Source organism: Enterococcus sp. DIV1283b (assembly GCF_051710965.1).
GTDB lineage: Bacteria > Bacillota > Bacilli > Lactobacillales > Enterococcaceae > Enterococcus_B > Enterococcus_B lactis.
Genome location: NZ_JBIOLR010000001.1, coordinates 1,959,096 through 1,981,656, shown reverse-complemented (window position 1 = coordinate 1,981,656; position 22,561 = coordinate 1,959,096). Strand labels below are relative to the sequence as shown.

Genomic DNA, 22,561 nt, shown 5'->3' with positions numbered 1-22,561 from the left:
AGGAGACAACATGTTTTCAAATTACAAACCAACATGGATGGTAGAAGCCATCTATCAGATTACACCTGCCCAATTAAAGAATCTAGGCATCAAAGCAGTATTGACAGATTTAGACAATACGTTGATTGCATGGAATAATCCAGATGGAACAGAAGAGTTGCTTACTTGGATTTTAGAAATGAAAAATGCAGGAATCCCTGTTGTTGTTGTTTCAAACAATAATTCAAAACGTGTCGCGCGAGCGATTGAAAAATTTGATCTTTTGTATGTTGCACGAGCAATGAAACCTTTAGCAAGAGGGATCAACATAGCAAAGAAACAATTGGATTTAGCAGATGATGAGATAGTAATGGTAGGCGATCAGATCATGACTGATATACGTGGAGCCAATCGTGCAGGGATACGTAGCATCCTTGTAAAACCCATTATCGCAACAGATAGTTGGAAGACACAATTTAATCGTTTTTGGGAAAAAAGAATTATGGCCTATCTATTAGCAAAATACCCTGATATGGGCTGGCGAGGTGGAATCGAATGACAGAAGAATTACAATGTATCGGCTGCGGTGCCGTTATACAAACAAGCAAACCCGGTGAATTAGGATACACGCCGCAAACGGCTTTGGAAAAAGGGTTAGCTTCCGGAGAAGTCTATTGTCAGCGTTGTTTCAGATTACGCCATTATAATGAGATCCAAGATGTCTCATTGACGGATGACGACTTTTTACGCTTACTGAATGAATTAGGGCAAAAAGATGCATTGATTGTCAATGTGGTGGATATTTTTGACTTCAATGGTTCACTGATTCCAGGACTACACCGTTTTGTCGGTGATAATCCAGTACTTTTAGTGGGAAACAAAGTGGATATATTACCGAAATCATTGAAAAAACCTAAACTAACACAATGGATGAAGGAACGTGCTCACGAAGCAGGGATTCGTCCAGTAGATGTATTACTAACTAGTGCTAAGAAATCTCATGAGATGGCGGAACTATTAGAAAAAATTGAAGAATACCGCGATGGACGGGATGTCTATATCGTCGGAGTAACAAACGTAGGGAAATCAACGCTTATCAATCAAATCATCAAAAATACAGCGGGAGTACAAGATGTGATCACAACCTCACAGTTTCCCGGAACGACCTTGGATAAAATCGAGATTCCTTTAGATGATGGACATTTTTTGATTGATACACCGGGGATCATCCATCGTCATCAAATGGCGCACTACTTAGGTAAAAAAGATTTGCGGATCATTGCCCCGTTAAAAGAAATCAAACCTAAAGTTTATCAGCTGAATGAAGGGCAAACACTTTTCTTGGGCGGACTTGCAAGATTTGATTTTATCAGCGGCAATCGTGCTTCATTTATTGCTTATGTGTCAAATGATGTAAATATTCATCGAACGAAACTGGAAAAAGCAGACGAATTTTATCAAAAACATGTAGGTGGATTATTACAGCCTCCTCGTCCTGATGAAGTCGAGGCATTTCCGGAGCTTGTTCGTTTTGAGTTTTCTGTGAAAGAAAAAACAGACATCGTTTTTGCCGGTCTAGGCTGGATCACTGTAACAGCGCCAGCAGTAATTGCGGGCTGGGCGCCAAAGGGTGTAGATGTATTGAAACGCAAAGCATTGATTTAAGGAAGAAGGAAAATTATGAGTTTAAGAGGAAAACAAAAGCGTTTTTTACGTAGCAAAGCGCATCATCTTCAGCCGATTTTTCAAATCGGTAAAGGTGGAATTAATTCAGCAATGATCGTTCAAATTGAAGAAGCTTTAGAAAAAAGAGAACTGATCAAAGTATCTCTACTTCAAAATACAGATGAGGTTGCAGAAGAAGCAGCTCAAGTATTAGAAAAAGAAATCGACTGTGAAATCGTCCAAATCATTGGACGAGTGATCGTATTATACAAACCTTCTACAAAAGAAAAGTATCAAAGGTTATCAAATGAAGTAAAAGCAATATAAGGAGTGACCATGATGAATACGCAAGCTAAGACATTTGTTCATTCACAACTATTTCCTAAAGAAATGCCTCAATTCTTAGAGAAGAAAAAGCAAGTAGGGATCCTAGGCGGAACGTTCAATCCCGTTCACCTTGCTCATTTAGTGATGGCTGAACAAGCTGGTCGGAATTTAGGTCTTGACCGCGTATTTTTAATGCCTTCTTATCAGCCGCCTCATGTTGATGAGAAAGAGACGATTGATGCAAAACACCGACTCAACATGTTGGAATTAGCGGTGGAAGACAACCCTTTTTTGCAGATTGAAACGATTGAATTAGCTCGTGGTGGGAAAAGCTACACCTATGATACGATGAAGGAATTGACACAAAACAATCCGGATACAGATTATTACTTTATTATTGGCGGGGATATGGTAGAATATTTGCCAAAATGGTATAAAATTGATGAGTTGACTTCGATGGTCAATTTTGTGGGCATACGTCGACCAGGTTACACAACAGATACGCCATATCCTGTGATTTGGGTAGATGTACCTGAAATCGACATCAGTTCCACAAAAATACGTCAAAAGATCAAAGAAGGCTGTTCTATCCGCTATCTTGTTCCAGATAAAGTAATTGATTATATCCAAAATGAAGGGTTGTATGAAGATGGACTATAGTAATGAATATACTGCTTATTCTAGAGAAAACCTGATGCAAAAAATACAGATGAGAATGAGCGAACAACGCTTCAAGCACGTGCTTGGAGTAGAAGAAACAGCTGTTGCTCTTGCCAAAAAATACGGTGCTTCTCCTGAAAAAGCTAGTATCGCTGCATTGACACACGATTATGCGAAAGAGCGACCAGATGAGGAGTTCAAAATGGTGATCGTAAGAGACGGTTTTGATCCAGAATTATTGAATTATAATAATGCTATCTGGCATGGTCTTGTTGGTGCTTCGTTTGTAGAGCGGGAATTAGGAATCACTGATTCAGAGATTCTTCACGCGATTCGAGTGCATACGACTGGCGCTGCTAAAATGAGTCTCCTGGACAAAATCATTTATGTAGCAGACTATATTGAACCAGGTCGGGATTTTCCTGGGGTGCAAGATGCACGGACAATTGCATGGGTTGATCTAGATGAAGCAGTAGCATTTGAAACAAAACATACGCTATCCCATTTACTTGCACAAGAACAACAGATTTATCCAAAAACAATCGAAACATATAATTACTGGGTAGCAAAAAAATAAGCCACTCAATATTAGGAGGAAATCATCATAGATAGTAAAGAACAATTAAAAATTGCGGTTAAAGCAGCAGATTCAAAACGGGCAGAAGACATTATCGCTTTAGACGTTCGAAATGTTTCCTTGTTAGCAGATTATTTCATGATCTGTTCAGCAAATAGTGAACGTCAAATCAACGCAATTACAGAAGAAATCATTGATAAAGAAGAAGAAAACAAATATGAAGTAAAACGTATTGAAGGAAAAGAAGGCGGAAAATGGGTATTGATCGACCTTGGAGATTTGATCGTACATGTTTTCCATGCGCCAGAACGAAGCTTCTATAATTTGGAAAAACTATGGTCAGATGCGCCGTTAGTTGATCTTAATGAATGGTTGGATTAACATGGCTTATGAAACATTTGCTTTCATTTACGATGAAGTGATGGACGAAACGCTTTACCAGCAGTGGTTAGCTTTTTCGAAACGTCATTTGCAAGAAGACACAAAAAATATTTTGGAACTGGCGTGCGGTACTGGAGCATTAGCGGTTGCCTTTGCAAAAGATGGATATGAAGTGACAGGGTTAGACCTTTCAGAAGAGATGTTGATGATCGCAAGCCAGCGAGCATATGAAGAAGACGCATCGATTCAATTTGTAGAAGGCAATATGCTCGATTTATCAGAAATCGGTCAATATCAAGCAATTACTTGTTTTTCTGATTCGTTGTGCTACATGAAAAATAGACAAGAGGTACAGCAAGTTTTTGATGAAGTCTATCAAACGTTAGAAGAAAATGGCCGATTTTTATTTGACGTGCACTCCACCTATCAAGTAGACGAGGTTTTTCCAGAATATAGCTATCATTATCAAGGGGATAATTTTGCTTTTTTGTGGGATAGCTATCCAGGAAGTGAGAAATACAGCATCGAACATTTTCTGACTTTTTTTGTTGAGGAACCAGAAGGATCTGGGCGATTTATCCGTGAAGATGAACTACATGAAGAGCGTACCTATCCATTGGAAAGTTATTTAAGAATGCTAGAAAACAGTGGGTTTTCGAAAGTCGAAGCATTTTCTGATTTTACAGACGAAGCAGCATCAGAGAAATCAAAGCGCTGGTTCTTCGTAGCATACAAAGACTAGCAATTTTGCCTGCTCGAGTTAACAAGAAAAGAATAAATCTTCAACATAAATTATATATCCGAACGATATAGGCATTGCTCTTGCGGTGCAGCTTTTCGTCGCAGAAGTATTGTGTTTGCGAGAATAGTTTATATAGTTCGGGTATTTTTTCTGATTTTTGACTTTTCCTTACTTGTCTCTAGTGTTTTTTTATCGATAAACTATGAAGGAGGACGTACATGAAAAGCTGCGGGATTATCGTAGAGTACAATCCATTTCACAATGGACATCGCTATCATGCTGAAATGGCACGAAAAACAACAGGAGCAGAGGTCGTCATTGCTGTAATGAGTGGGAATTTTTTGCAACGAGGCGAACCAGCTATCATCGATAAATGGCATCGTGCGAATGAAGCTTTGCAAAATGGTGTGGATTTAGTAGTAGAGCTTCCTGTCGAATGGGCGGTTCAGTCAGCTGATTATTTCGCTAAAGGTGCAGTGAAAATCTTGCAAGCATTGGACTGTGACAGTTTGTGTTTTGGAACAGAAGAAGAGACCTTGTTTGACTATAGTAGTTTCGGCCGATTTGTTCAACAGAATCAAGATAAGATAGAAGAGTCTTTTCAAGAACTGTCTGATCAAACGTATAATTATCCGCAAAAAATGACTGCAGTTTTTCGCAGTCTGTATCCCGATATTGCGCTTGATTTTTCTTCACCCAATCATATTTTAGGATTAAGTTATGCAAAAGAAAATGCTAAGTATATCCACCCTATGGAGTTACATCCGATCCAGCGTAAAAGTGCAGGCTATCATGAAAAAAGAATCACAGATCAAACAATAGCCAGTGCAACAGCCATTCGTCATGCGTTAGAAGAAGGAAAAAGGATCGCTGGACTTGTGCCATTTCAGACAGAAGAAGATCTTTCCACTTGTTCGTTACAGACTTGGGAATCCTATTGGCCGTATTTGCGTTATCGGTTGTTATCTTCTACTTTGATGGAATTGACAGATATCTATCAGATGACCGAAGGAATAGAAACTCGCATGAAGACAGCAGCAGCAACAGCTAACGGTTTTGCAGATTTTGTGTCAAAAGTAAAAACAAAGAGATATACATGGACGCGGATCCAACGATTATCTTGTTATGTCTTGCTGAATATCAAAAAGCAAGAGATTCCTAGCCAACAAAATAAAAACTATCTTCGACTACTTGGATTTACCGATGTTGGAAGAAGATTCTTAAAAGAAAAAAAAGAGATTTCTATTTATTCCCGAATCGGAAAAAAAGAGGCACAAGAAGCGGAACTGTTAGTTAGAAGTGATCAAATCTATCAATTGGGAGGCAATATTCCAGAACAGAATTTCGGACAAATCCCAATCCAAGTATAGACCTTTGACTGAAAATGAGAAGAATGAAGGAAGAAAGAAAAAAAGCTTCACAGAATCGTGATTCACAAGTATAATGGAACAGGACGTTTTTGCGTTATGAAACTATCAAATCAGAAAGCGAAGTGAAAATATGGGACGTAAATGGGCAAATATCGTAGCAAAGAAAACTGCTAAAGATGCTAATAATAGCCGGATTTATGCAAAATTTGGGATTGAAATCTACGCGGCAGCAAAATCAGGTGATCCTGATCCGCATGCAAACCAAAAACTACGTTTCGTCATTGATCGCGCTAAAACTTATAATGTACCAAAACATATTATTGACCGAGCAATCGAAAAAGCAAAAGGTGCAGGAGATGAAACATACTCTGAATTACGTTATGAAGGATTTGGACCAAGCGGCTCAATGGTGATTGTTGATACATTGACAAACAATGTGAATCGAACAGCAGCAGACGTACGAGCAGCATTTGGGAAAAATGGCGGGAACATGGGTGTTTCTGGAGCGGTTTCTTATATGTTTGATAATACAGCAATCTTTGCATTTGCAGGAGAAGACGCTGATGAGATCCTTGAATATCTAATGGAAAAAGACATCGACGTTCGTGATGTGATGGAAGAAGATGGACAAATCATCGTTTACGGTGAAGTAGCGGATTTCCATAGTATCCAAGAAGCATTAAAAGAAAAAGGAATCACTGATTTTTCAATTGCTGAGATCCAAATGATTCCTCAAACCGAAGTTACATTATCTTCAGAAGACCAAGAAACATTTGAAAAAATGATTGATGCGCTAGAAGATCTAGAAGATGTACAGCATGTGTTCCATAATGTGGCATTAGAAGACTAAGCAATCAGTTTTAACGAAAAGCATTCAGTCTTTTTCAAAAAGCAGGACAATCTCACTAATAGATTGTCTTGTTTTTTTGTGTGATTTATTTTCTATTCTAATTCAACCTGTGGTATGATGAGAGCATAAGTATCATATGAAATGATATGAAGTATGTGGAAGATGGACGGGGAAGAATATGGAAGCAAAAATCACTTTAGAACCTTTTGAACGTATCTTAAGCGGTTACCGCAAAGTAGAAGAGTTAGCAGTGAACGTAACTGATTGTTCAAAATTAGCGCAAAAATACGCAAGATTCGGCGTTGAAGGCTATCGATTAGGAAACTATGTCGGTACAGGGTATCTGAACCGTTATTTAGAGTGTATGGTGGACCGCGCACCAATGCTGATTTATAGACAAAAATATTTGATTCCGCTGCTTTTTCGTCGTTCTGATTCAGCCTTTCGGTTATTTGAAGAAGAGTATCGGATGGAGGCTTTCTTTCTACTATTGGAGTGGAGCTTAAAGCATCATCCTGAAAAAATTCTCATCGAAAGAAATGAGAAGATAGATACGAAAAAAAATAAAGTGGTCGATAGTGCATACCTAGCATTTCGTGTATCAGAGATTTTGGATTGTGGGGGTTATCCAATCAGCAATTTCCAATCAATCGATCAGTTCATTGAATGGAACCGAATTTACCGATTGATCGACAATGGCGGTATTGGACGTCATAGCAAGGTATTTGACCCAGAATATCCAGAAAACATGGAAGAACTGAAAATGATTATTTCGCTTGTCAAATTAAAATATCCTGAAACAGATTTGGATTTATATATAGAATAAATGACCTTAAATGATGAAATTACTTTTTCTGCAATTATTACTGTAACTAAAAAGACAACTGCTAACATTAACGATAGCAGTTGTCTTTTTAGTTACAATACTTTTTTCTCATAAGATGAAATATCCATATTGTTTAACAAAGGACTTTGATTATTGGAGGTAAAAAGTGTCAATTCATGCATCGCACGTGTACACATGGTGTAAAGGATCAATTTGTCTTGCTGAGAAGAAAAATGATCTGCATCTACATCCCACAAGAAAACTCGGTCAAACTCCAGACCTTTTGCTAAAAAGGCCGGAAGTAAAATAATAGAACGCTTCATAAAGTCACTCTCATTTAAAATCAGCTGGACTTGTTGTTTCAACTCATCTGGCAGTTGAGCATAAAGAGCCTCGTATTCTTCTTGGGTTTTAGCAATGATTGCTGTACGCCAATACCGGGCTTTTCCCTGAGTCGTTCGAATGGTATCTGCTAACCAATTCAGTTTGACATCATCAGTTGTCCCTTGGATGAGTAAAGGCAAATCGCCTTTTCTTGCTGTAGTCTCTACTTGATGTTCTTTTGCAATAAAATGATTAGCAAAATCAGTGATTTCTTTTGTGGAGCGATAGCTTGTTGTTAATTGGAAACGGGTAACTTCACGGTCCACGAAAAGTTTTTCCAATGATCCCACGATCGTTTCATTTCCAAAGACATTTTGATTTAAATCTCCACAGAAAGTCAAATTTGCTTTTGGGAACAAGGCTTGCAACAATGCCACTTGTGATGGTGCGAAATCCTGCATTTCATCAATAAAGATATAGCGAGCTTTGTGTGTGACTGTCACCGGATACGTTCGGCGCATCAGTAAAAAGAATAGGACAGCATCCTCTTGAGGCAACTCTCTTTGACGCAAATGTGTACGAATAGTTGCTAAATGTTCTTGCCATCTGGTCTCGCTGATTTTATGTCGTGTCAGAAGAGAAAGTGGCACAGTTTGTAAAAAGTGAAGATATTGTTTCGTTATATTGACAAATTGATAATTCATGATTCCTCGATGAATTCGACGGAATCGTTTACGTACGATTTGGTTAGCCAGTTTTCTACGTAAGGAACGCTCCTTTTGTTCTGTATATTCAAGATTAGGATCTGTTGCGTATAGTTCTTGGAGCTGCTCTTCCGCGAGATCTTTGACCCATTGCTGACGTGTTTCATCTTTTTGCAGACCGCCTAATTTTTTCAGTAGTTTCGTTTGTAACAGAGAGAGTCTGTGGTGCAAGGGAAGTTGTTCATTTGTTTCTTTATACCATTGGCGAATCGATTCCTTCGATAGGATCGTACGGCCATTTATTTTCATATCACGGAACAAGGGACCGTAGCTTGTGATGCTTTGGATATAGCGATCAATCTGATCCACTAAGGTCAATCCGCTTTTCATCACTTGTATCGGATCTTTTTCGCCTAGCAAAAAACCACTTTCCTGTTGCTGTTCGTCTAATAAAGAAAACTCTGGCAACAGCTGTGAAATATAATTTTTGAATGTTTGTGTAGGCACACCGCTTTCACCTAATGAAGGCAATACAGTCGAGATATAATCAGAAAACAAATGGTTTGGTGAAAATAGAAGCACGTTTTCTGCCTCTAGCCATTTGCGATTATGATACAACAGAAAAGCAATACGTTGAAGCAGAGCAGACGTTTTTCCGCTTCCGGCGATTCCTTCAATCAGCATCACTTTACTTGTTGTGTCCCGAATGATTGCATTTTGTGCTTTTTGTATCGTAGAGACAATATTTTTCATATGGTTGCTTGATGCTTCATCCAATATCTCTAGCAAAAAGTCATCGTTGATTACTTCCGACGTATCTACCATAGATAAAATACGTCCTTCTTGGATTTTAAATTGTCGTTTCAACTGCAGATCGACATTTATTCTATCTGTTTCAGTTTCATAAAATGCGGGACCAATCTCACCTTCATAATAAAGGTTGGCAATTGGTGCGCGCCAGTCAATAACGATTGTTTCTTCTGCTAGATCTCTTAAAGAAGCGATACCTAGATACAATGTTTCTGTTTCACGGTCTTCTTTAAAATCGATACGGGCAAAGTAAGGACTGTCTTTCATAACAGACAACGTTTGTAGGCGTTTTTGCTGCGCCTCAAGAGTATGATATTTTAAAAGCAATTCTTGCTCATGTTGGCGATATTCAACAGCAGATTCATAAAAAGCTTCATTGGAACCAGCTCGAATCTTGTGATTAGCTGTGTCTTTTGTCGAATGATTCATTTCCTGAGTCAATTCTCGTTGTTTTGTATCCAGCATATTTTGTTCGATCTGGATTAGTTCGATCGTTTCATCCACGTGCGTTTGTTCTAGTTGTTTCTCATTCATCACATGTTTGCTCCTTCCGCCGTAAATAACGAATTAAAAGTATAGCACAGTTTTTCGAAAAAAGGTACTTTTTAACGGATGAATCGAAAAAAGTCCTCTTTATTCGATAGATTCGTTTGTAGGACTGGCGACTATTGGAAACGCTGATAGTGATAGTTGTTTTCAATTAAGGCCTATTGTTTTAAAAAGTGTTAAGCAAGGACTATGCTTAAGAGAAAGAGAGGCAATTGAAGATGGATGACTAACCTCTAAGTCACAAAAAAGAGGAGAAGAAACTATGACACATTTTAAAAAATTTTTACTTACTTTATTTATTGGCGGAGTAGCTTTGTTAAGTGAATTTGTTTTCCATCAGCCGGGACTTGCTTTTATGATTGTTGCATTTACTGGAGGGATTCTCGCCTTCTTGATGTTTTTGGAAATGATCAAAACATTGCGTTCAGGAAGATATGGTGTAGATATATTAGCGATTACCGCAATCCTTGCAACATTAGCCGTCAAAGAATATTGGGCTAGTTTGATGATATTGATCATGCTTACGGGTGGAGATAGTCTAGAAGATTACGCGAATAAACGAGCAGGTAAAGAATTGCAATCTTTATTAGACAACACCCCAAGAATCGCCCATCGTTTCAAAGAGGGAAGATGGCAGGATATAGTAATTGATGAAATAAATGTGGAGGATCAGCTGCTAGTCAAGTCTGGCGAGCTTGTACCTGCTGACGGTCGAGTGATCAAAGGAGAATCATCAGTCGATGAATCTTCTTTGACAGGAGAGTCTCGTCCAGAAACAAAGAAACCTGGAGATCAGATCATGTCTGGGTCTTTAAATGGAGACGGATCAATCCAAATGATTGCTGAAAAACGTGCCGCAGACAGCCAATATCAAATGATCATTAAATTAGTCGAAGAATCAAAAGAAAAACCTGCCCGATTCGTCCGTTTAGCTGATCGTTATGCGGTTCCCTTTACATTGATCGCATATTTGATTGGCGGTATTTCTTGGTGGTTCTCAAAAGATCCTTTGCGTTTTGCAGAAGTATTGGTCGTAGCATCGCCTTGTCCATTGATTTTAGCTGCGCCAATCGCTTTAGTTGCCGGGATGAGCCGTTCAAGTAAAAACGGGATTGTTGTTAAAACTGGAACAACAATTGAAAAGCTCGCACGTACAAAAACGATTGCTTTTGATAAAACAGGAACGCTTACCAAAGGAATATTAGAAGTAGAGGCGATTCAACCAGTCAATGGAATGAAAAAAGAAGAGCTACTTATGTATGCAGCAAGTGCAGAACAGGAATCTAGCCATATCTTAGCTCGTTCGTTGGTGAACAACGTGAAAAACAGCCAACTGTATCCTGTTAGTCAGCTGAAAGAAGTGACAGGTCAAGGAATCCAAGCAATAGTCAATAATCATGACGTAAAGATTGGACGTGCTTCTTTTGTTTCAGTGGAAGAAATCGAAACTTCTGAAACAGCAATCTATGTAGCCATTGATCAATCCTTTGCAGGAACCATCCTATTTTCGGATCAGATTCGCTCAGAAGCAGCAAAGACAATCAAAGAGCTAAGAAATCTTGGTGTGAAAAATTTGATGATGATTACCGGAGATGGATCAGCCATTGCTCAAGCGATTGCAGAGGAAGTCAAATTAGATTCTGTACATGCTCATTGCTTGCCTCAAGACAAATTGACTATTTTAGAACGTATCCCTAAAGATCAACGACCTGTGGCGATGATAGGAGACGGTGTGAATGATGCACCAGCACTTGCTGCTGCAGATATCGGCATTGCAATGGGCGCTCATGGTTCTACAGCTGCTAGTGAAAGTGCAGATGCGGTCATCTTGAAAGATGATCTTTTGCGTGTAGCAAAAGCAGTAGTGATCTCAAAAGATACGATGAGAATAGCGAAACAATCTGTACTGATTGGCATCTTTATTTGTATTTTTTTGATGTTAATAGCAAGTACGGGTCTGATTCCTGCGTTATTCGGAGCTGTTTTGCAAGAAGTCGTGGACACGGTCTCTATCCTGAGTGCGCTGAGAGCAAAAAAAGACCCAGTCATTTTTCCGGATTCAGTACCCAAGACAAACATAGTATGATAGAATCGAGTTGAAAAAAGAACGATCAGAAAGAGGAGAAAACATTATGCCATTCGTACATGTCGAATTAGTAGAAGGTCGCAGTCCGGAACAGTTAGAAAATATGATGAAAGATATCACGGAAGCTGTTCATAAAAACACGCAAGCACCAAAAGAACACATCCATGTCATCATCAACGAGATGAAAAAAGGAACATACGGTGTAAATGGGGAATGGAAAAAATAAGTTTGGTTTCACACTTGATTTTTCTATTTATTAGTGGTTAAATAAACACATAATTGATTGATGAGAAAGCCAACTGAATTTGAGAGTCTTCGATAAGAGAGGAAAAGCTAGGCTGAAACTTTTCCAGGAGAAAACCAAAGGATGACCACTTTCGAAACCCTTGTTGAAGCAAGGGCGGTCGGACCGTTACAACGTTTGAGGAACGCATGTGCGTTTGAACATTAGGTGGAACCACGAACTTTTCGTCCTAGTATCTCTTTTCAAGAGATGCTAGGATTTTTTGTTTTTCAGCTTGATGATCTGATCAATCAAAACATTTCAAGGAGGAAACTATTATGATAAAAATTACTTTTCCAGATGGTGCAGTCAAAGAATTTGAGGCTGGTACAACAACATTGGCAATCGCTGAAAGTATTTCAAAAAGCTTAGCAAAAAAAGCTTTAGCTGGTAAAGTGAACGGCAAACTTGTTGATTTGACTCGTCCAATCGAGGAAGATGCAAGTATTGAGATCATCACACCAGACCATGAAGATGCACTTGGATTAGTCCGACATTCAGCAGCTCATTTGATGGCTCAAGCAATGCGCCGTCTCTATCCAAATATCCACTTTGGTGTTGGACCAGCTATTGATTCAGGATTTTACTATGATACAGACAATGGACAAAATCAAGTAACTGCAGAAGATCTTCCCGCAATCGAAGCAGAGATGATGAAAATCGTCAAAGAAAATCTGCCAATCGAACGCCGTGTTCTTTCAAAACAAGAAGCATTAGAAATTTTTGCAAGTGACCCATACAAAGTAGAACTGATTAGTGAATTGCCAGAAGAAGAAGTGATTACTGCCTATCAACAAGGTGAATTCATCGATTTGTGCCGTGGACCACATGTTCCGTCTACTGGTCGTATACAAGTATTCAAATTATTATCAGTGGCAGGTGCTTACTGGCGTGGAAACTCAAACAATCAAATGATGCAACGAGTTTACGGAACAGCCTTTTTTGATAAAAAAGCTTTGAAAGAATATATCCGTCTGCGTGAAGAAGCAAAAGAAAGAGACCATCGTAAACTAGGAAAAGAACTTGACTTGTTTATGGTTTCTCCAGAAGTTGGTTCTGGTTTGCCATTCTGGCTTCCAAAAGGGGCAACAATCCGACGCACGATCGAACGTTATATCGTAGACAAAGAAGTTAGTCTAGGTTACCAACATGTGTATACACCGATCATGGGAGATGTTGAGTTGTACAAAACATCTGGACACTGGGATCATTATCAAGAAGACATGTTCCCGCCAATGGATATGGGAGATGGCGAAATGCTTGTTCTTCGTCCAATGAACTGCCCTCATCACATGATGGTCTACAAAAACGCCATCCATTCTTACCGTGAATTACCAATTCGTATCGCTGAATTAGGAATGATGCACCGCTATGAAAAATCAGGTGCTTTGTCAGGTTTACAACGTGTACGAGAAATGACGTTGAACGATGGTCATACATTTGTTCGTCCTGACCAAATCAAAGATGAATTTAAACGTACGCTTGAATTGATGGTCGCGGTATATGCTGACTTCAATATTACAGATTATCGTTTCCGCTTAAGCTACCGCGATCCAAACAATACAGATAAATATTTTGATGATGATGCAATGTGGGAAAAAGCCCAAGCAATGCTGAAAGCTGCTATGGATGAATTAGAGCTAGATTACTTTGAAGCAGAAGGTGAAGCAGCCTTTTACGGACCAAAATTAGATGTCCAAGTCAAAACAGCTCTTGGGACAGAAGAAACATTGTCAACTATACAATTAGACTTCTTATTGCCGGAACGCTTTGATTTGACATATGTTGGAGAAGATGGGGAAAATACGCATCGTCCAGTAGTTATCCACCGCGGAATCGTTTCTACGATGGAACGTTTTGTCGCCTATTTGACAGAAGTATACAAAGGTGCTTTTCCAACATGGCTAGCACCAATACAAGCGACAATCATCCCTGTTTCTGTTGATGCACATGGCGATTATGCTTATGAAATCAAAGAACGCTTGCAAATGAAAGGTTTACGTGTAGAAGTCGATGACCGCAATGAAAAAATGGGCTATAAGATTCGTGCCTCTCAAACACAAAAAATTCCTTACCAATTAGTTGTCGGTGACAAAGAATTGGAAGATGCAACAGTGAATGTACGTCGTTACGGAAGTAAAGAAACAGCTGTAGAAGATTTGAATATCTTTATTGATGCTATGGAAGCAGAAGTCAAAAATTACAGCAGAGAAAACAAATAGATAAGCTGCCTATAAAAAAGCACTAAATAAAAAACAATCCAAACAATAGAGAACAGATATTCCACAATCCCACAGATGGTCAATAGAATTTGTGGGATTGATGGAGTAAGATATCCTATTGTGCGGATTGTTTTTTTGTTTTTTTATCCAGTACACGACCGTTAACAAGGGACTGATATGGTATACTTACATAGACGATTATTAAAAGGATGGAGGAACTTATGAGCGTAATTAGTCGTATTGAAAGTATGATGGAAGATTATTCTTCAGCAGAAAAAAAGTTGGCCAACTACATTATTGGAAATATTGAGAAGGTTCCCACAATGACAGCTAATGAATTAGCGGAAGCTTCAGGTTTGAGTGCGCCGACAGTTGTACGTTTTTCAAAAAAAATCGGGTTTCAAAGTTTAACGGACTTCAAAATCACGATTTCAACAGAACTACAGACTGGAATCGATGAAGGATTTAGCGATATCGAAGCAAATGAGTCCTTTTATTCTATCAAAAACAAACTTGGAAATAATGCGCAAGTAGCGATAAAAGAAACAGTAGATATTCTGGAAGAAGAAACGATCCAAAAAGTCGTAGAATGTTTGGAATCGGCTGAGTCTGTTTTTTTATATGGTGTTGGTGCCTCTTCTTTAGTGGTAGAAGACATTCTGCAAAAATGGTCTCGTGTCGGTAAGCCAATCATTTTTGAAAGAGATATCCATGTCTTGCTCCCACAACTTGTCAGCAATGAGAAGAAGAAAGTACTTTGGCTTGTTTCGAACTCAGGGAGAAGCGCAGATGTAGTTGCATTAGCTGAGCTAGCAAAAAATATGAATATCGAAATCATTGCGTTGACGCAATTTGGAAATAACCCACTTAGCAAGATAGCCGATGTACTCGTACAAACATCAAGACCAAAAGAAATCACCAATCGAAGTGCGGCAACCAATTCACTTTTGGCCCAATTCGCTACGATTGATATCATTTTTTATTTTTATATGGCTAAAAACGAATCACTTAGTGAAAAAGTGAAAAAAACAAGAGAAGCAATCCAAGACTATTTTATGGATTCAAAATAAAAAACTAAACTTACCTTACTGTTTTTGATACAAGTTTTTTTAGAATAACAACTTATAGTTTTCCACAAAGAAATGTTCTATTGAAGTGTTTCACGACTTTAGAAAGCATAATTTTCAAAAATAAGTTTAGTTTTTAATGAAAAAAATAGTTGGATATGCAACTTCAGATGATTGCTGTGAAACAAAAAGTTGATTTTATCTTGAAATTAGGTAAAGAATTTCTTGCTCCGCTCATTTTTTCTTTTTTATTAAGAAGTTTTTGGGTACAATGAAGCATGAATGTAAATAGGCGGAAGGATAGGAAATGATGAAAGATTTTATGAAAAAAATAGTAAATACTTCTTGGATAGAAAAAATAAGAAAAGGGGCACAAGAGCCTAAAAACAAAACGTTTCGTCGGTCGCATGTTCCTTTTCGCTTAAATTTTCTTTTTTTCATTATATTTACGTTATTTGTTGCGTTGATTGCTAGATTGGGCTATTTGCAGATCGTGAATGGTGAAGAGATGGAAGCGCGAGTGAAATCTACTTCTACGATTACAGTCCAAGAAAGTACCCCTCGCGGAATGATCTACGATTCCACAGGAAAAGCGTTAGTCACAAATAAAGCGAATCAGGCAATCACTTATACGAGGGGCACACAAGTGACGGCTAAAGACCTACTTGAAATCGCAACGAAGCTGAACTCGCTGATTGATGTGCCGGCAGATGAAAATCTGACAGATAGAGATAAAAAAGATTTTTGGCTGGCTGATCCGGAACATTTGAAGGAAGCCACAAAAAGACTTTCGGCAAAAGAAAAGCAATTAGGAAACAGCGAACAATACAGTGCGATGGTCAATAAAGTAACAGATGATGAGATCAACTTGAACGAGGAGCAATTAAAGATCGCTACCATCTTTAAACGGATGAACAGTGCCTATGAATTAAACACGGTCTATATCAAGAACTCTGGTGTTACTGACCAAGAATTAGCTGTTGTGGCGGAACGCGCTTCTGAGCTTCCAGGAGTTTCGACAGGCACAGACTGGACACGCGAATATAACGCAGCAAGTTCACTAAAAAGTATTCTTGGCAGTGTGACGACTGAAAAACAAGGTCTTCCAGCAGATGAAGCAGAGAAGTATTTAGCAAAAGGGTATTCTCGGAATGACCGTGTGGGACAAAGTTATTTGGAAAAACAATATGAAGATGTCCTGCAAGGAACCAAAACCCAATATGAAGTCTCCCTTGACAATGAAGGAAATGTTTCGAATCAAAAAGAAATCTTCTCTGGGGAAAAAGGTTCTAATTTAATGTTATCGATGAATGCAGAATTCCAATCAAAAGTAGAAGAAATCCTAAAAAGAAATTATCAAACATTGATCAACAACGGTAAAGCACAGTACTCGCCTGGTGCTTATGCAGTAGCCATGAATCCTCAGACAGGAGAAGTGTTAGCAATGACTGGTTTCAGTCATGAGCAAGGTTCCAAGGAAATCACCGAGAATGCTTTGGGCACGATCACTAGCGCCTTTGCTCCAGGGTCTGTAGTCAAGGCTGGTACTTTGACAGCAGGTTGGGCAAGTAACGCGATCAGCGGGAATCAAGTGTTGATTGATGAACCGATTCGTCTACAAGGTGCTTCAGAAAAAAGCTCTGTCTTTAACCGAAACGGACAAGTTGCTCTTGATGCAGTCAAAGCATTGGAATTGTCTTCCAATACGTATATGATCAAAGTGGCATTAAAGATGCTAGGGCTAGACTATACTCCTGGAATGGGACTACCTAGTTTAGATGAAGAAGCTAAAGCTTATCAACAATTGAGAGACTCTTTCAAAGAGTTTGGTCTTGGTACAACGACTGGGATCGATTTGCCGAATGAATCTCCTGGGATCTCACGCTCTGTTGAGTATATGAAGAAGTTCAATGCGGATAATGGCAAAGAATGGTATACTCCAGGTAACTTTACCGATTTAGCATTTGGACAGTTTGACACATATACACCGATCCAATTAGCTCAATATGCTTCAACAGTCGCTAATGGCGGGAAACGAGTACAGCCTCACCTAGTCAAAGCAATCTATGGCAATGACGAAAATGGGAATTTGGGTGAAGTGAAAAAAGAAATGGGCACGACAGTAGAAAATACGGTCAATATATCTGCAGAAAATATGGCAATCCTCCGTGAAGGGTTCCATCAGGTTGTTCATGGTACCGACCCTTACACAACAGCCAAACCATTAGCCAGTGCGAAAATGGACCTTTCTGCAAAAACAGGGACTGCAGAAACGGTTGCGGAAGGTCACCCAGATATTACGACAGTCAATAGTAATATCGTGGCATACGGACCAACAGACAATCCGGAAATCGCGATCAGTGTCGTCTTGCCGAACTTATTAGATGAACAAGACCACATGAACTTGACGATTGCTAAAGAAATAATGGACGCGTATTATGATATGTTCATGGCAAAATAAAAAAGAGGTCGTGAAAAAGCTGCTTAGTTTCGAGTATGAAGAAAAATTTTGTGAAAATAGCTTCTCACATTTTTGCTTAAATTTGGCTTCATACCGAGAAACTGGCTTGTGAGCACCGTTTAAGGAAGAGGTTGTGAAATCAGCGCCCTGACCTGAGTATTAGAGAAACAAAACGGAAAAATAGCTTCTCATATTTTGCCGTTTTTGAGCTAATACCGAAGGACAGCTGATTGAGCACCGTTTACTCAGCAAAAAAGGTTGTGACAAAAATTGTCACAACCTTTTTTTGTGGAATCTAATTCTCTATTGTAGTTTAAGTAATTTTTCCAGATAAACAGCTAAACCGTCTTCTTGATTACTCAAAGGAGTGACATCATTTGCGATGCCTTTGAGCTGATCAGTACCATTAGCCATAGCCACTCCCCAGCCTGCATAATCCAGCAGTTCCAAATCGTTATGCTCATCACCAAAAGCAATCACGTCTTGTTGATCGATCGATAGGTAGTTAGCAATCTCTTGCACACCTTTTGCTTTTTGGATTCCTTTTGAAACAATCTCTAAGATCGCCGTGGGACCGCCCCATGTACGAACATCCACATAACTGCCAAATTGACGTGTTAATTCAGCAGATACAGCTTCTGCAAAACGCTTGTCTGTTCGGACAAGCAAAGATGTAGGATTTGTCGTCAGATTTTTAGGAGAAAGCAAGTTTTTTTCTCCAGGACGTGAAGAAGCAAAAATTTTTTCATCAAAGAAGTCAAAGCTGTCGATAAAAAAAGTATCCCGATTTTCAGCAGCGATAAAGTCTAGATTCAACTGTTTTTTTTGCGATAAGATTTCAAAAGCAATTTCACGATTAATCAACGTTTCTCTTTCGCCATCCCAATGTTGATTAGGGATATGCACCAATGCGCCGTTAAAATTAACCATTGGTGTTGTTAACTCTAATTGTTGGTAAAATTGATGGCTCATTCGAAATGGGCGTCCAGTAGCGATACTGACATGATGACCAGCATTGATTGCTTTTTTCAGGGTCTCTTTTGTTTTAGAGGTAATCATCGAATCTTGATTGAGGGTCGTTCCGTCCAGATCGATGGCAATTAATTTTTTATTCAATAAAGGTCCTTCCTTCCTCAACTAGCATTTGTTTTAGTCTAGCATATTTTAGGTAATTAACAAGAGCAATCAGTTATTCCTAACAAAAAATACAGTTATGGCTATGTAAATGAACGAATACGAGCTAAACACGAACATTAAGTATTGTTTTCGGTTTTTTTGTTAAAAAAACGTTGAAAAACGAATGAAACGCCTATATAATTTGAAATTGTTCGATGGATTTGCCATATTTTGCATATTTTTTATTATTATAGTTTTCCATCAGAAAAAAATTCAGGGAGTGGAACTTTTTATGGAAAAGTTTTTCGGTTTAAAGAAAAACAATACAAATGTATCAACTGAAATAATGGCGGGAGTAACGACATTCTTTGCCATGAGTTATATCTTATTCGTAAATCCGACGATTTTATCAGCATCAGGTATGCCGTTCCAAGCAGTATTTCTAGCCACAATCATTGCATCAATCATTGGTACGCTAGTCATGGGATTGTTCGCGAATGTCCCATATGCTCAGGCACCTGGTATGGGATTGAACGCATTTTTCACTTTTACGGTCGTTTTCGGGCTTGGCTATTCTTGGCAACAAGCCTTGGCAATGGTTTTTATTTGCGGATTAATCAATATTTTTATTACTGTTACAAATATCCGAAAGATGATCATTCGGGCGATTCCTGAAAGTCTTCAACATGCGATTGGTGGCGGGATCGGTATTTTCGTTGCGTATGTTGGGATCAAAAATGCAGGATTCTTATCTTTTTCAGCAGACCAATCTGCTATTTCGAGTTCTGTCGTTGAAGGTGGAAAAGCAACAAATGTTACGATAAATGGCGGAATCGTTCCCGCGTTAGCCAACTTTGACAACGCACCTATCTTGTTAGCCGTGATTGGTCTGGTACTGACAGCCATTTTAGTTGTAAAAAACGTCCGTGGTGCTATTCTTATCGGTATCGTAGCGACCACAGTCCTTGGGATTTTTATGGGTGTTGTTGATTTAAGTTCCATTGATTGGCAAACGAATTCGTTAGGCAATTCATTTAAAGAATTAGGAACAACGTTCGGTGCAGCATTTGGTTCTGAAGGAATGCAATCTTTATTCAGTGATTCTTCCAAGATCCCTCAAGTATTGATGACGATCATCGCATTCAGTTTATCTGATACATTTGATACGATTGGAACATTTATCGGTACAGGACGCCGCACAGGTATTTTCTCAAAAGAGGACGAGATCGCATTGGAAGATGGTCGCGGGTTCAAAACAAAAATGGATAAAGCGCTATTTGCCGATGCAATCGCTACTTCCGTAGGTGCTATCTTTGGTACATCAAATACAACAACTTATGTCGAATCTGCAGCTGGAATCGGAGCCGGTGGACGTACTGGTTTGACTTCAGTAGTAGTGGCAGTGCTATTCGCATTAAGTAGTCTGTTCTCCCCGCTGATCGCCATTGTACCAAATCAAGCAACTGCGCCAGCACTGATTTTGGTCGGAGTAATGATGATGGCTTCTTTTGCAGACATCAAATGGCTAGATATGGAAGAAGCTTTACCAGCCTTCTTTGCATCGATCTTTATGGGATTGTGCTATAGCATTTCCTATGGGATTGCAGCAGGATTTATTTTCTATACAATTGTCAAAGTAATCAAAGGAAAATTCAATGAAGTTTCTGTTGCTTTGTGGATTGTTGATATTTTATTCATCATCAACTTCATCATTCTAGCAACGATTTAAATAAAGAGAAGGGATTGGAACAGCATTTGTTCTGGTCTCTTTTTGTTTTACATAAAAAGAACGTTACATATAAAATGATCTTTGCGGGATTTTTCTCTTTTTACTAGCGAGATCGTTGCTTGTTTATTCGAAAATAGGTATGATAAAAGAGACGAAAGAGGGATGATAGATGGAGATTAATTGGAGAAAAAATTTAGTGATTGCGTGGATTGGCTGTTTTTTCACTGGTGCAAGTATTAGTTTAGTTATGCCATTCATACCAGTTTATGTTGAGCAATTAGGAACACCAAAAGATCAAATCGAATTGTTTTCGGGATTAGCAATCTCTGTTACTGCTTTTGCATCTGCCGTGGTTGCACCAATCTGGGGAAATCTAGCTGATCGAAAAGGCCGAAAACTCATGATGATCCGTGCAGCAGCTGGGATGACGTTGACGATGGGTTCTTTAGCTTTTGTGCCGAACGCGTATTGGCTTTTGATCATGCGTTTTTGGAACGGGATTTTGTCTGGGTATATTCCAAATGCAACAGCAATGATCGCTTCACAAGCGCCTAGAGAAAAGAGCGGATGGGCATTAGGAACATTATCCACCGGAGCGATTGCGGGGAATCTGATCGGACCTTCAATGGGCGGTGCATTGGCTCAGTGGTTTGGTATGGAAAATGTATTCTTGATCACAGGGGCTTTGTTGATGATCACAACGGTGCTGACCATCTTCTTAGTCAAAGAAGATTTCCATCCAATCGAGAAAAAAGATCTGATAAGCACCAAAGAAATTTTTTCAAAAATGGATCATCTCTCTATTTTGATTGGTCTCTTCATCACGACCTTGATTTTACAGATAGGGATCACTACGATCAGCCCTATTTTGACCTTATATATTCGTGAATTGAGCGGAAGTACAGAAAATATCCTGTTTGTCAGCGGCTTGATTGTGTCGATAGCTGGTGTTTCCGCAGTCTTTTCTTCACCAAAACTAGGAAAACTAGGGGATAAGATTGGGAATCAAAAAGTTTTAATTGGAGGACTCATCTTATCATTTTGCTGTTATTTGCCCATGGCGTTTGTCACGACACCACTCCAATTAGGTATACTTCGTTTTATTTTAGGCTTTTCAACTGGTGCTTTGATGCCTTCTGTCAATACACTGATCAGTAAGATCACGCCACAAGAAGGGGTCAGCCGAATCTATAGCTATAATCAGATGTTCAGTAACTTTGGACAGGTTCTAGGACCCATGCTGGGGTCGACAGTTGCGCATGCTTATAATTACAGTGCTGTTTTTATTGTGACAAGTTTATTCGTCCTGTCAAATATTCTTCTTTCTCTATTCAATTTTCGTAAAGTTCTTCGCAGTAGATTATAATAGTGGTGATAATTGGAAACAAAAAAGAGCTTGAGATATCTCAAGCTCTTGGCTGGTTTTTTACGAATGGGCAGAGGTTTCTTTTCTTGGCGCAACTGCACCAATCAAAAGGATAATGACACCCGCAATTAATGAAATGATTGTTGTCAAAGTAAAATCATATGTTCCGCTTGTTAATGCAGCACCAATATAACCGACTACTTGACCTAGAACGACAGCCCAGAATAATGTAACGATATATCGCATAAAGAACACCTCTTTTCTATCTTAATTTTACCAGATTTTCTTTGAATGTAAAGAAACGAGACTAAATCTCAATAAAATTCGAGTGCTTGTGAAAGAACTCATTCCTACAGACTAGAAGCAAGCAAATGAAGTAGAACAATGAACTTCAGCACTTGTTATTTAATGAAAGTAAAAGGATCAGACCTTTTAACGCTAGTGAATTTTAACGAAAAAAAAGGCGG

At 38.9% G+C, this 22,561-nt stretch carries 20 protein-coding genes; 17 read left to right on the top strand and 3 right to left on the bottom strand.

What is annotated here, in order from left to right:
- Positions 1–10: 10 nt before the first annotated feature.
- The 10 genes from IGJ53_RS09750 to IGJ53_RS09705 all read left to right on the top strand — a co-directional run bounded on the left by IGJ53_RS09750 (position 11) and on the right by IGJ53_RS09705 (position 7,377).
- The gene (locus IGJ53_RS09750; protein WP_002310373.1) at positions 11–538 is read left to right on the top strand and encodes a YqeG family HAD IIIA-type phosphatase; all 528 of its coding nucleotides are present in this window, start codon (positions 11–13) and stop codon (positions 536–538) included.
- On the top strand, positions 535–1,644 hold the full coding sequence (yqeH, locus tag IGJ53_RS09745; RefSeq protein ID WP_010733435.1) for a ribosome biogenesis GTPase YqeH: 1,110 nt from the start codon (positions 535–537) through the stop codon (positions 1,642–1,644). Before IGJ53_RS09750 ends, yqeH begins: the two co-directional genes overlap by 4 nt.
- Before the next feature lie 15 nt (positions 1,645–1,659).
- Complete coding sequence (gene yhbY, locus IGJ53_RS09740) at positions 1,660–1,971, top strand: ribosome assembly RNA-binding protein YhbY (RefSeq protein ID WP_002315279.1); 312 nt, start codon at positions 1,660–1,662, stop codon at positions 1,969–1,971.
- A gap of 9 nt (positions 1,972–1,980) precedes the next feature.
- Entirely contained in the window at positions 1,981–2,631 is a 651-nt protein-coding gene (locus tag IGJ53_RS09735) for a nicotinate-nucleotide adenylyltransferase (protein WP_002316969.1), read from the top strand.
- Positions 2,615–3,208 (top strand): bis(5'-nucleosyl)-tetraphosphatase (symmetrical) YqeK, encoded by a 594-nt coding sequence (yqeK, locus tag IGJ53_RS09730; RefSeq protein ID WP_002314176.1) that lies wholly within the window; start codon positions 2,615–2,617, stop codon positions 3,206–3,208. Before IGJ53_RS09735 ends, yqeK begins: the two co-directional genes overlap by 17 nt.
- Positions 3,209–3,229: 21 nt before the next feature.
- Positions 3,230–3,589 carry a ribosome silencing factor gene (rsfS, locus tag IGJ53_RS09725; RefSeq protein ID WP_079997869.1) on the top strand — a complete coding sequence of 120 codons (360 nt, stop codon included), beginning with the start codon at positions 3,230–3,232 and terminating at the stop codon, positions 3,587–3,589.
- 1 nt (position 3,590) lies between these two features.
- Positions 3,591–4,331, top strand: a complete 741-nt coding sequence (locus IGJ53_RS09720; RefSeq protein WP_010733436.1) for a class I SAM-dependent DNA methyltransferase — start codon at positions 3,591–3,593, stop codon at positions 4,329–4,331.
- Positions 4,332–4,549: 218 nt separating this feature from the next.
- On the top strand, positions 4,550–5,701 hold the full coding sequence (locus IGJ53_RS09715; RefSeq protein WP_010733437.1) for a nucleotidyltransferase: 1,152 nt from the start codon (positions 4,550–4,552) through the stop codon (positions 5,699–5,701).
- A gap of 130 nt (positions 5,702–5,831) precedes the next feature.
- On the top strand, positions 5,832–6,551 hold the full coding sequence (locus IGJ53_RS09710) for a YebC/PmpR family DNA-binding transcriptional regulator (protein ID WP_002290860.1): 720 nt from the start codon (positions 5,832–5,834) through the stop codon (positions 6,549–6,551).
- A 178-nt stretch (positions 6,552–6,729) separates the two neighbouring features.
- Positions 6,730–7,377, top strand: a complete 648-nt coding sequence (locus IGJ53_RS09705; RefSeq protein WP_002290861.1) for a hypothetical protein — start codon at positions 6,730–6,732, stop codon at positions 7,375–7,377.
- 92 nt (positions 7,378–7,469) lie between these two features.
- On the opposite strand, the gene helD is transcribed toward IGJ53_RS09705, so the two are convergent.
- Positions 7,470–9,749 carry an RNA polymerase recycling motor HelD gene (gene helD / locus IGJ53_RS09700; protein ID WP_438750143.1) on the bottom strand — a complete coding sequence of 760 codons (2,280 nt, stop codon included), beginning with the start codon at positions 9,747–9,749 and terminating at the stop codon, positions 7,470–7,472.
- Positions 9,750–10,026: 277 nt separating this feature from the next.
- Here helD and IGJ53_RS09695 point away from each other — a divergent pair, with 277 nt between their 5' ends.
- The 5 genes from IGJ53_RS09695 to IGJ53_RS09675 all read left to right on the top strand — a co-directional run bounded on the left by IGJ53_RS09695 (position 10,027) and on the right by IGJ53_RS09675 (position 17,883).
- Positions 10,027–11,850: a heavy metal translocating P-type ATPase gene (locus tag IGJ53_RS09695; protein ID WP_259742012.1), complete on the top strand. Its 1,824-nt coding sequence runs from the start codon at positions 10,027–10,029 to the stop codon at positions 11,848–11,850.
- 46 nt (positions 11,851–11,896) lie between these two features.
- Positions 11,897–12,076 carry a 2-hydroxymuconate tautomerase gene (locus tag IGJ53_RS09690; RefSeq protein ID WP_002287649.1) on the top strand — a complete coding sequence of 60 codons (180 nt, stop codon included), beginning with the start codon at positions 11,897–11,899 and terminating at the stop codon, positions 12,074–12,076.
- 335 nt (positions 12,077–12,411) lie between these two features.
- Positions 12,412–14,355 carry a threonine--tRNA ligase gene (thrS, locus tag IGJ53_RS09685; RefSeq protein WP_002373474.1) on the top strand — a complete coding sequence of 648 codons (1,944 nt, stop codon included), beginning with the start codon at positions 12,412–12,414 and terminating at the stop codon, positions 14,353–14,355.
- 221 nt (positions 14,356–14,576) lie between these two features.
- Positions 14,577–15,425 carry a MurR/RpiR family transcriptional regulator gene (locus tag IGJ53_RS09680; RefSeq protein ID WP_010733441.1) on the top strand — a complete coding sequence of 283 codons (849 nt, stop codon included), beginning with the start codon at positions 14,577–14,579 and terminating at the stop codon, positions 15,423–15,425.
- 304 nt (positions 15,426–15,729) lie between these two features.
- On the top strand, positions 15,730–17,883 hold the full coding sequence (locus IGJ53_RS09675) for a peptidoglycan D,D-transpeptidase FtsI family protein (protein WP_010733442.1): 2,154 nt from the start codon (positions 15,730–15,732) through the stop codon (positions 17,881–17,883).
- A 303-nt stretch (positions 17,884–18,186) separates the two neighbouring features.
- On the opposite strand, the gene IGJ53_RS09670 is transcribed toward IGJ53_RS09675, so the two are convergent.
- Complete coding sequence (locus tag IGJ53_RS09670; RefSeq protein ID WP_002314169.1) at positions 18,187–18,999, bottom strand: Cof-type HAD-IIB family hydrolase; 813 nt, start codon at positions 18,997–18,999, stop codon at positions 18,187–18,189.
- Between the two features lie 292 nt (positions 19,000–19,291).
- Here IGJ53_RS09670 and IGJ53_RS09665 point away from each other — a divergent pair, with 292 nt between their 5' ends.
- Together IGJ53_RS09665 and IGJ53_RS09660 are read left to right on the top strand one after the other, a co-directional pair.
- Positions 19,292–20,728 carry an NCS2 family permease gene (locus tag IGJ53_RS09665; RefSeq protein WP_002310391.1) on the top strand — a complete coding sequence of 479 codons (1,437 nt, stop codon included), beginning with the start codon at positions 19,292–19,294 and terminating at the stop codon, positions 20,726–20,728.
- A 169-nt stretch (positions 20,729–20,897) separates the two neighbouring features.
- Positions 20,898–22,094 (top strand): multidrug efflux MFS transporter, encoded by a 1,197-nt coding sequence (locus IGJ53_RS09660; protein ID WP_002290958.1) that lies wholly within the window; start codon positions 20,898–20,900, stop codon positions 22,092–22,094.
- 60 nt (positions 22,095–22,154) lie between these two features.
- Here IGJ53_RS09660 and IGJ53_RS09655 read toward each other — a convergent pair whose 3' ends face one another.
- Positions 22,155–22,340: a YjzD family protein gene (locus IGJ53_RS09655; protein WP_002290959.1), complete on the bottom strand. Its 186-nt coding sequence runs from the start codon at positions 22,338–22,340 to the stop codon at positions 22,155–22,157.
- Between the last annotated feature and the right edge of the window lie 221 nt (positions 22,341–22,561).

Coding starts and splice junctions, on each gene's coding strand:
- IGJ53_RS09665 (WP_002310391.1), top strand. CDS start 19,292: ATGGAAAAGTTTTTCGGTTTAAAGAAAAACAATACAAATGTATCAACT.
- IGJ53_RS09705 (WP_002290861.1), top strand. CDS start 6,730: ATGGAAGCAAAAATCACTTTAGAACCTTTTGAACGTATCTTAAGCGGT.
- IGJ53_RS09690 (WP_002287649.1), top strand. CDS start 11,897: ATGCCATTCGTACATGTCGAATTAGTAGAAGGTCGCAGTCCGGAACAG.
- helD (WP_438750143.1), bottom strand. CDS start 9,749: ATGAATGAGAAACAACTAGAACAAACGCACGTGGATGAAACGATCGAA.
- yhbY (WP_002315279.1), top strand. CDS start 1,660: ATGAGTTTAAGAGGAAAACAAAAGCGTTTTTTACGTAGCAAAGCGCAT.
- yqeK (WP_002314176.1), top strand. CDS start 2,615: ATGAAGATGGACTATAGTAATGAATATACTGCTTATTCTAGAGAAAAC.
- IGJ53_RS09710 (WP_002290860.1), top strand. CDS start 5,832: ATGGGACGTAAATGGGCAAATATCGTAGCAAAGAAAACTGCTAAAGAT.
- IGJ53_RS09715 (WP_010733437.1), top strand. CDS start 4,550: ATGAAAAGCTGCGGGATTATCGTAGAGTACAATCCATTTCACAATGGA.
- IGJ53_RS09750 (WP_002310373.1), top strand. CDS start 11: ATGTTTTCAAATTACAAACCAACATGGATGGTAGAAGCCATCTATCAG.
- IGJ53_RS09655 (WP_002290959.1), bottom strand. CDS start 22,340: ATGCGATATATCGTTACATTATTCTGGGCTGTCGTTCTAGGTCAAGTA.
- IGJ53_RS09735 (WP_002316969.1), top strand. CDS start 1,981: ATGATGAATACGCAAGCTAAGACATTTGTTCATTCACAACTATTTCCT.
- yqeH (WP_010733435.1), top strand. CDS start 535: ATGACAGAAGAATTACAATGTATCGGCTGCGGTGCCGTTATACAAACA.
- IGJ53_RS09660 (WP_002290958.1), top strand. CDS start 20,898: ATGGAGATTAATTGGAGAAAAAATTTAGTGATTGCGTGGATTGGCTGT.
- IGJ53_RS09680 (WP_010733441.1), top strand. CDS start 14,577: ATGAGCGTAATTAGTCGTATTGAAAGTATGATGGAAGATTATTCTTCA.
- IGJ53_RS09675 (WP_010733442.1), top strand. CDS start 15,730: ATGATGAAAGATTTTATGAAAAAAATAGTAAATACTTCTTGGATAGAA.
- IGJ53_RS09720 (WP_010733436.1), top strand. CDS start 3,591: ATGGCTTATGAAACATTTGCTTTCATTTACGATGAAGTGATGGACGAA.
- IGJ53_RS09695 (WP_259742012.1), top strand. CDS start 10,027: ATGACACATTTTAAAAAATTTTTACTTACTTTATTTATTGGCGGAGTA.
- thrS (WP_002373474.1), top strand. CDS start 12,412: ATGATAAAAATTACTTTTCCAGATGGTGCAGTCAAAGAATTTGAGGCT.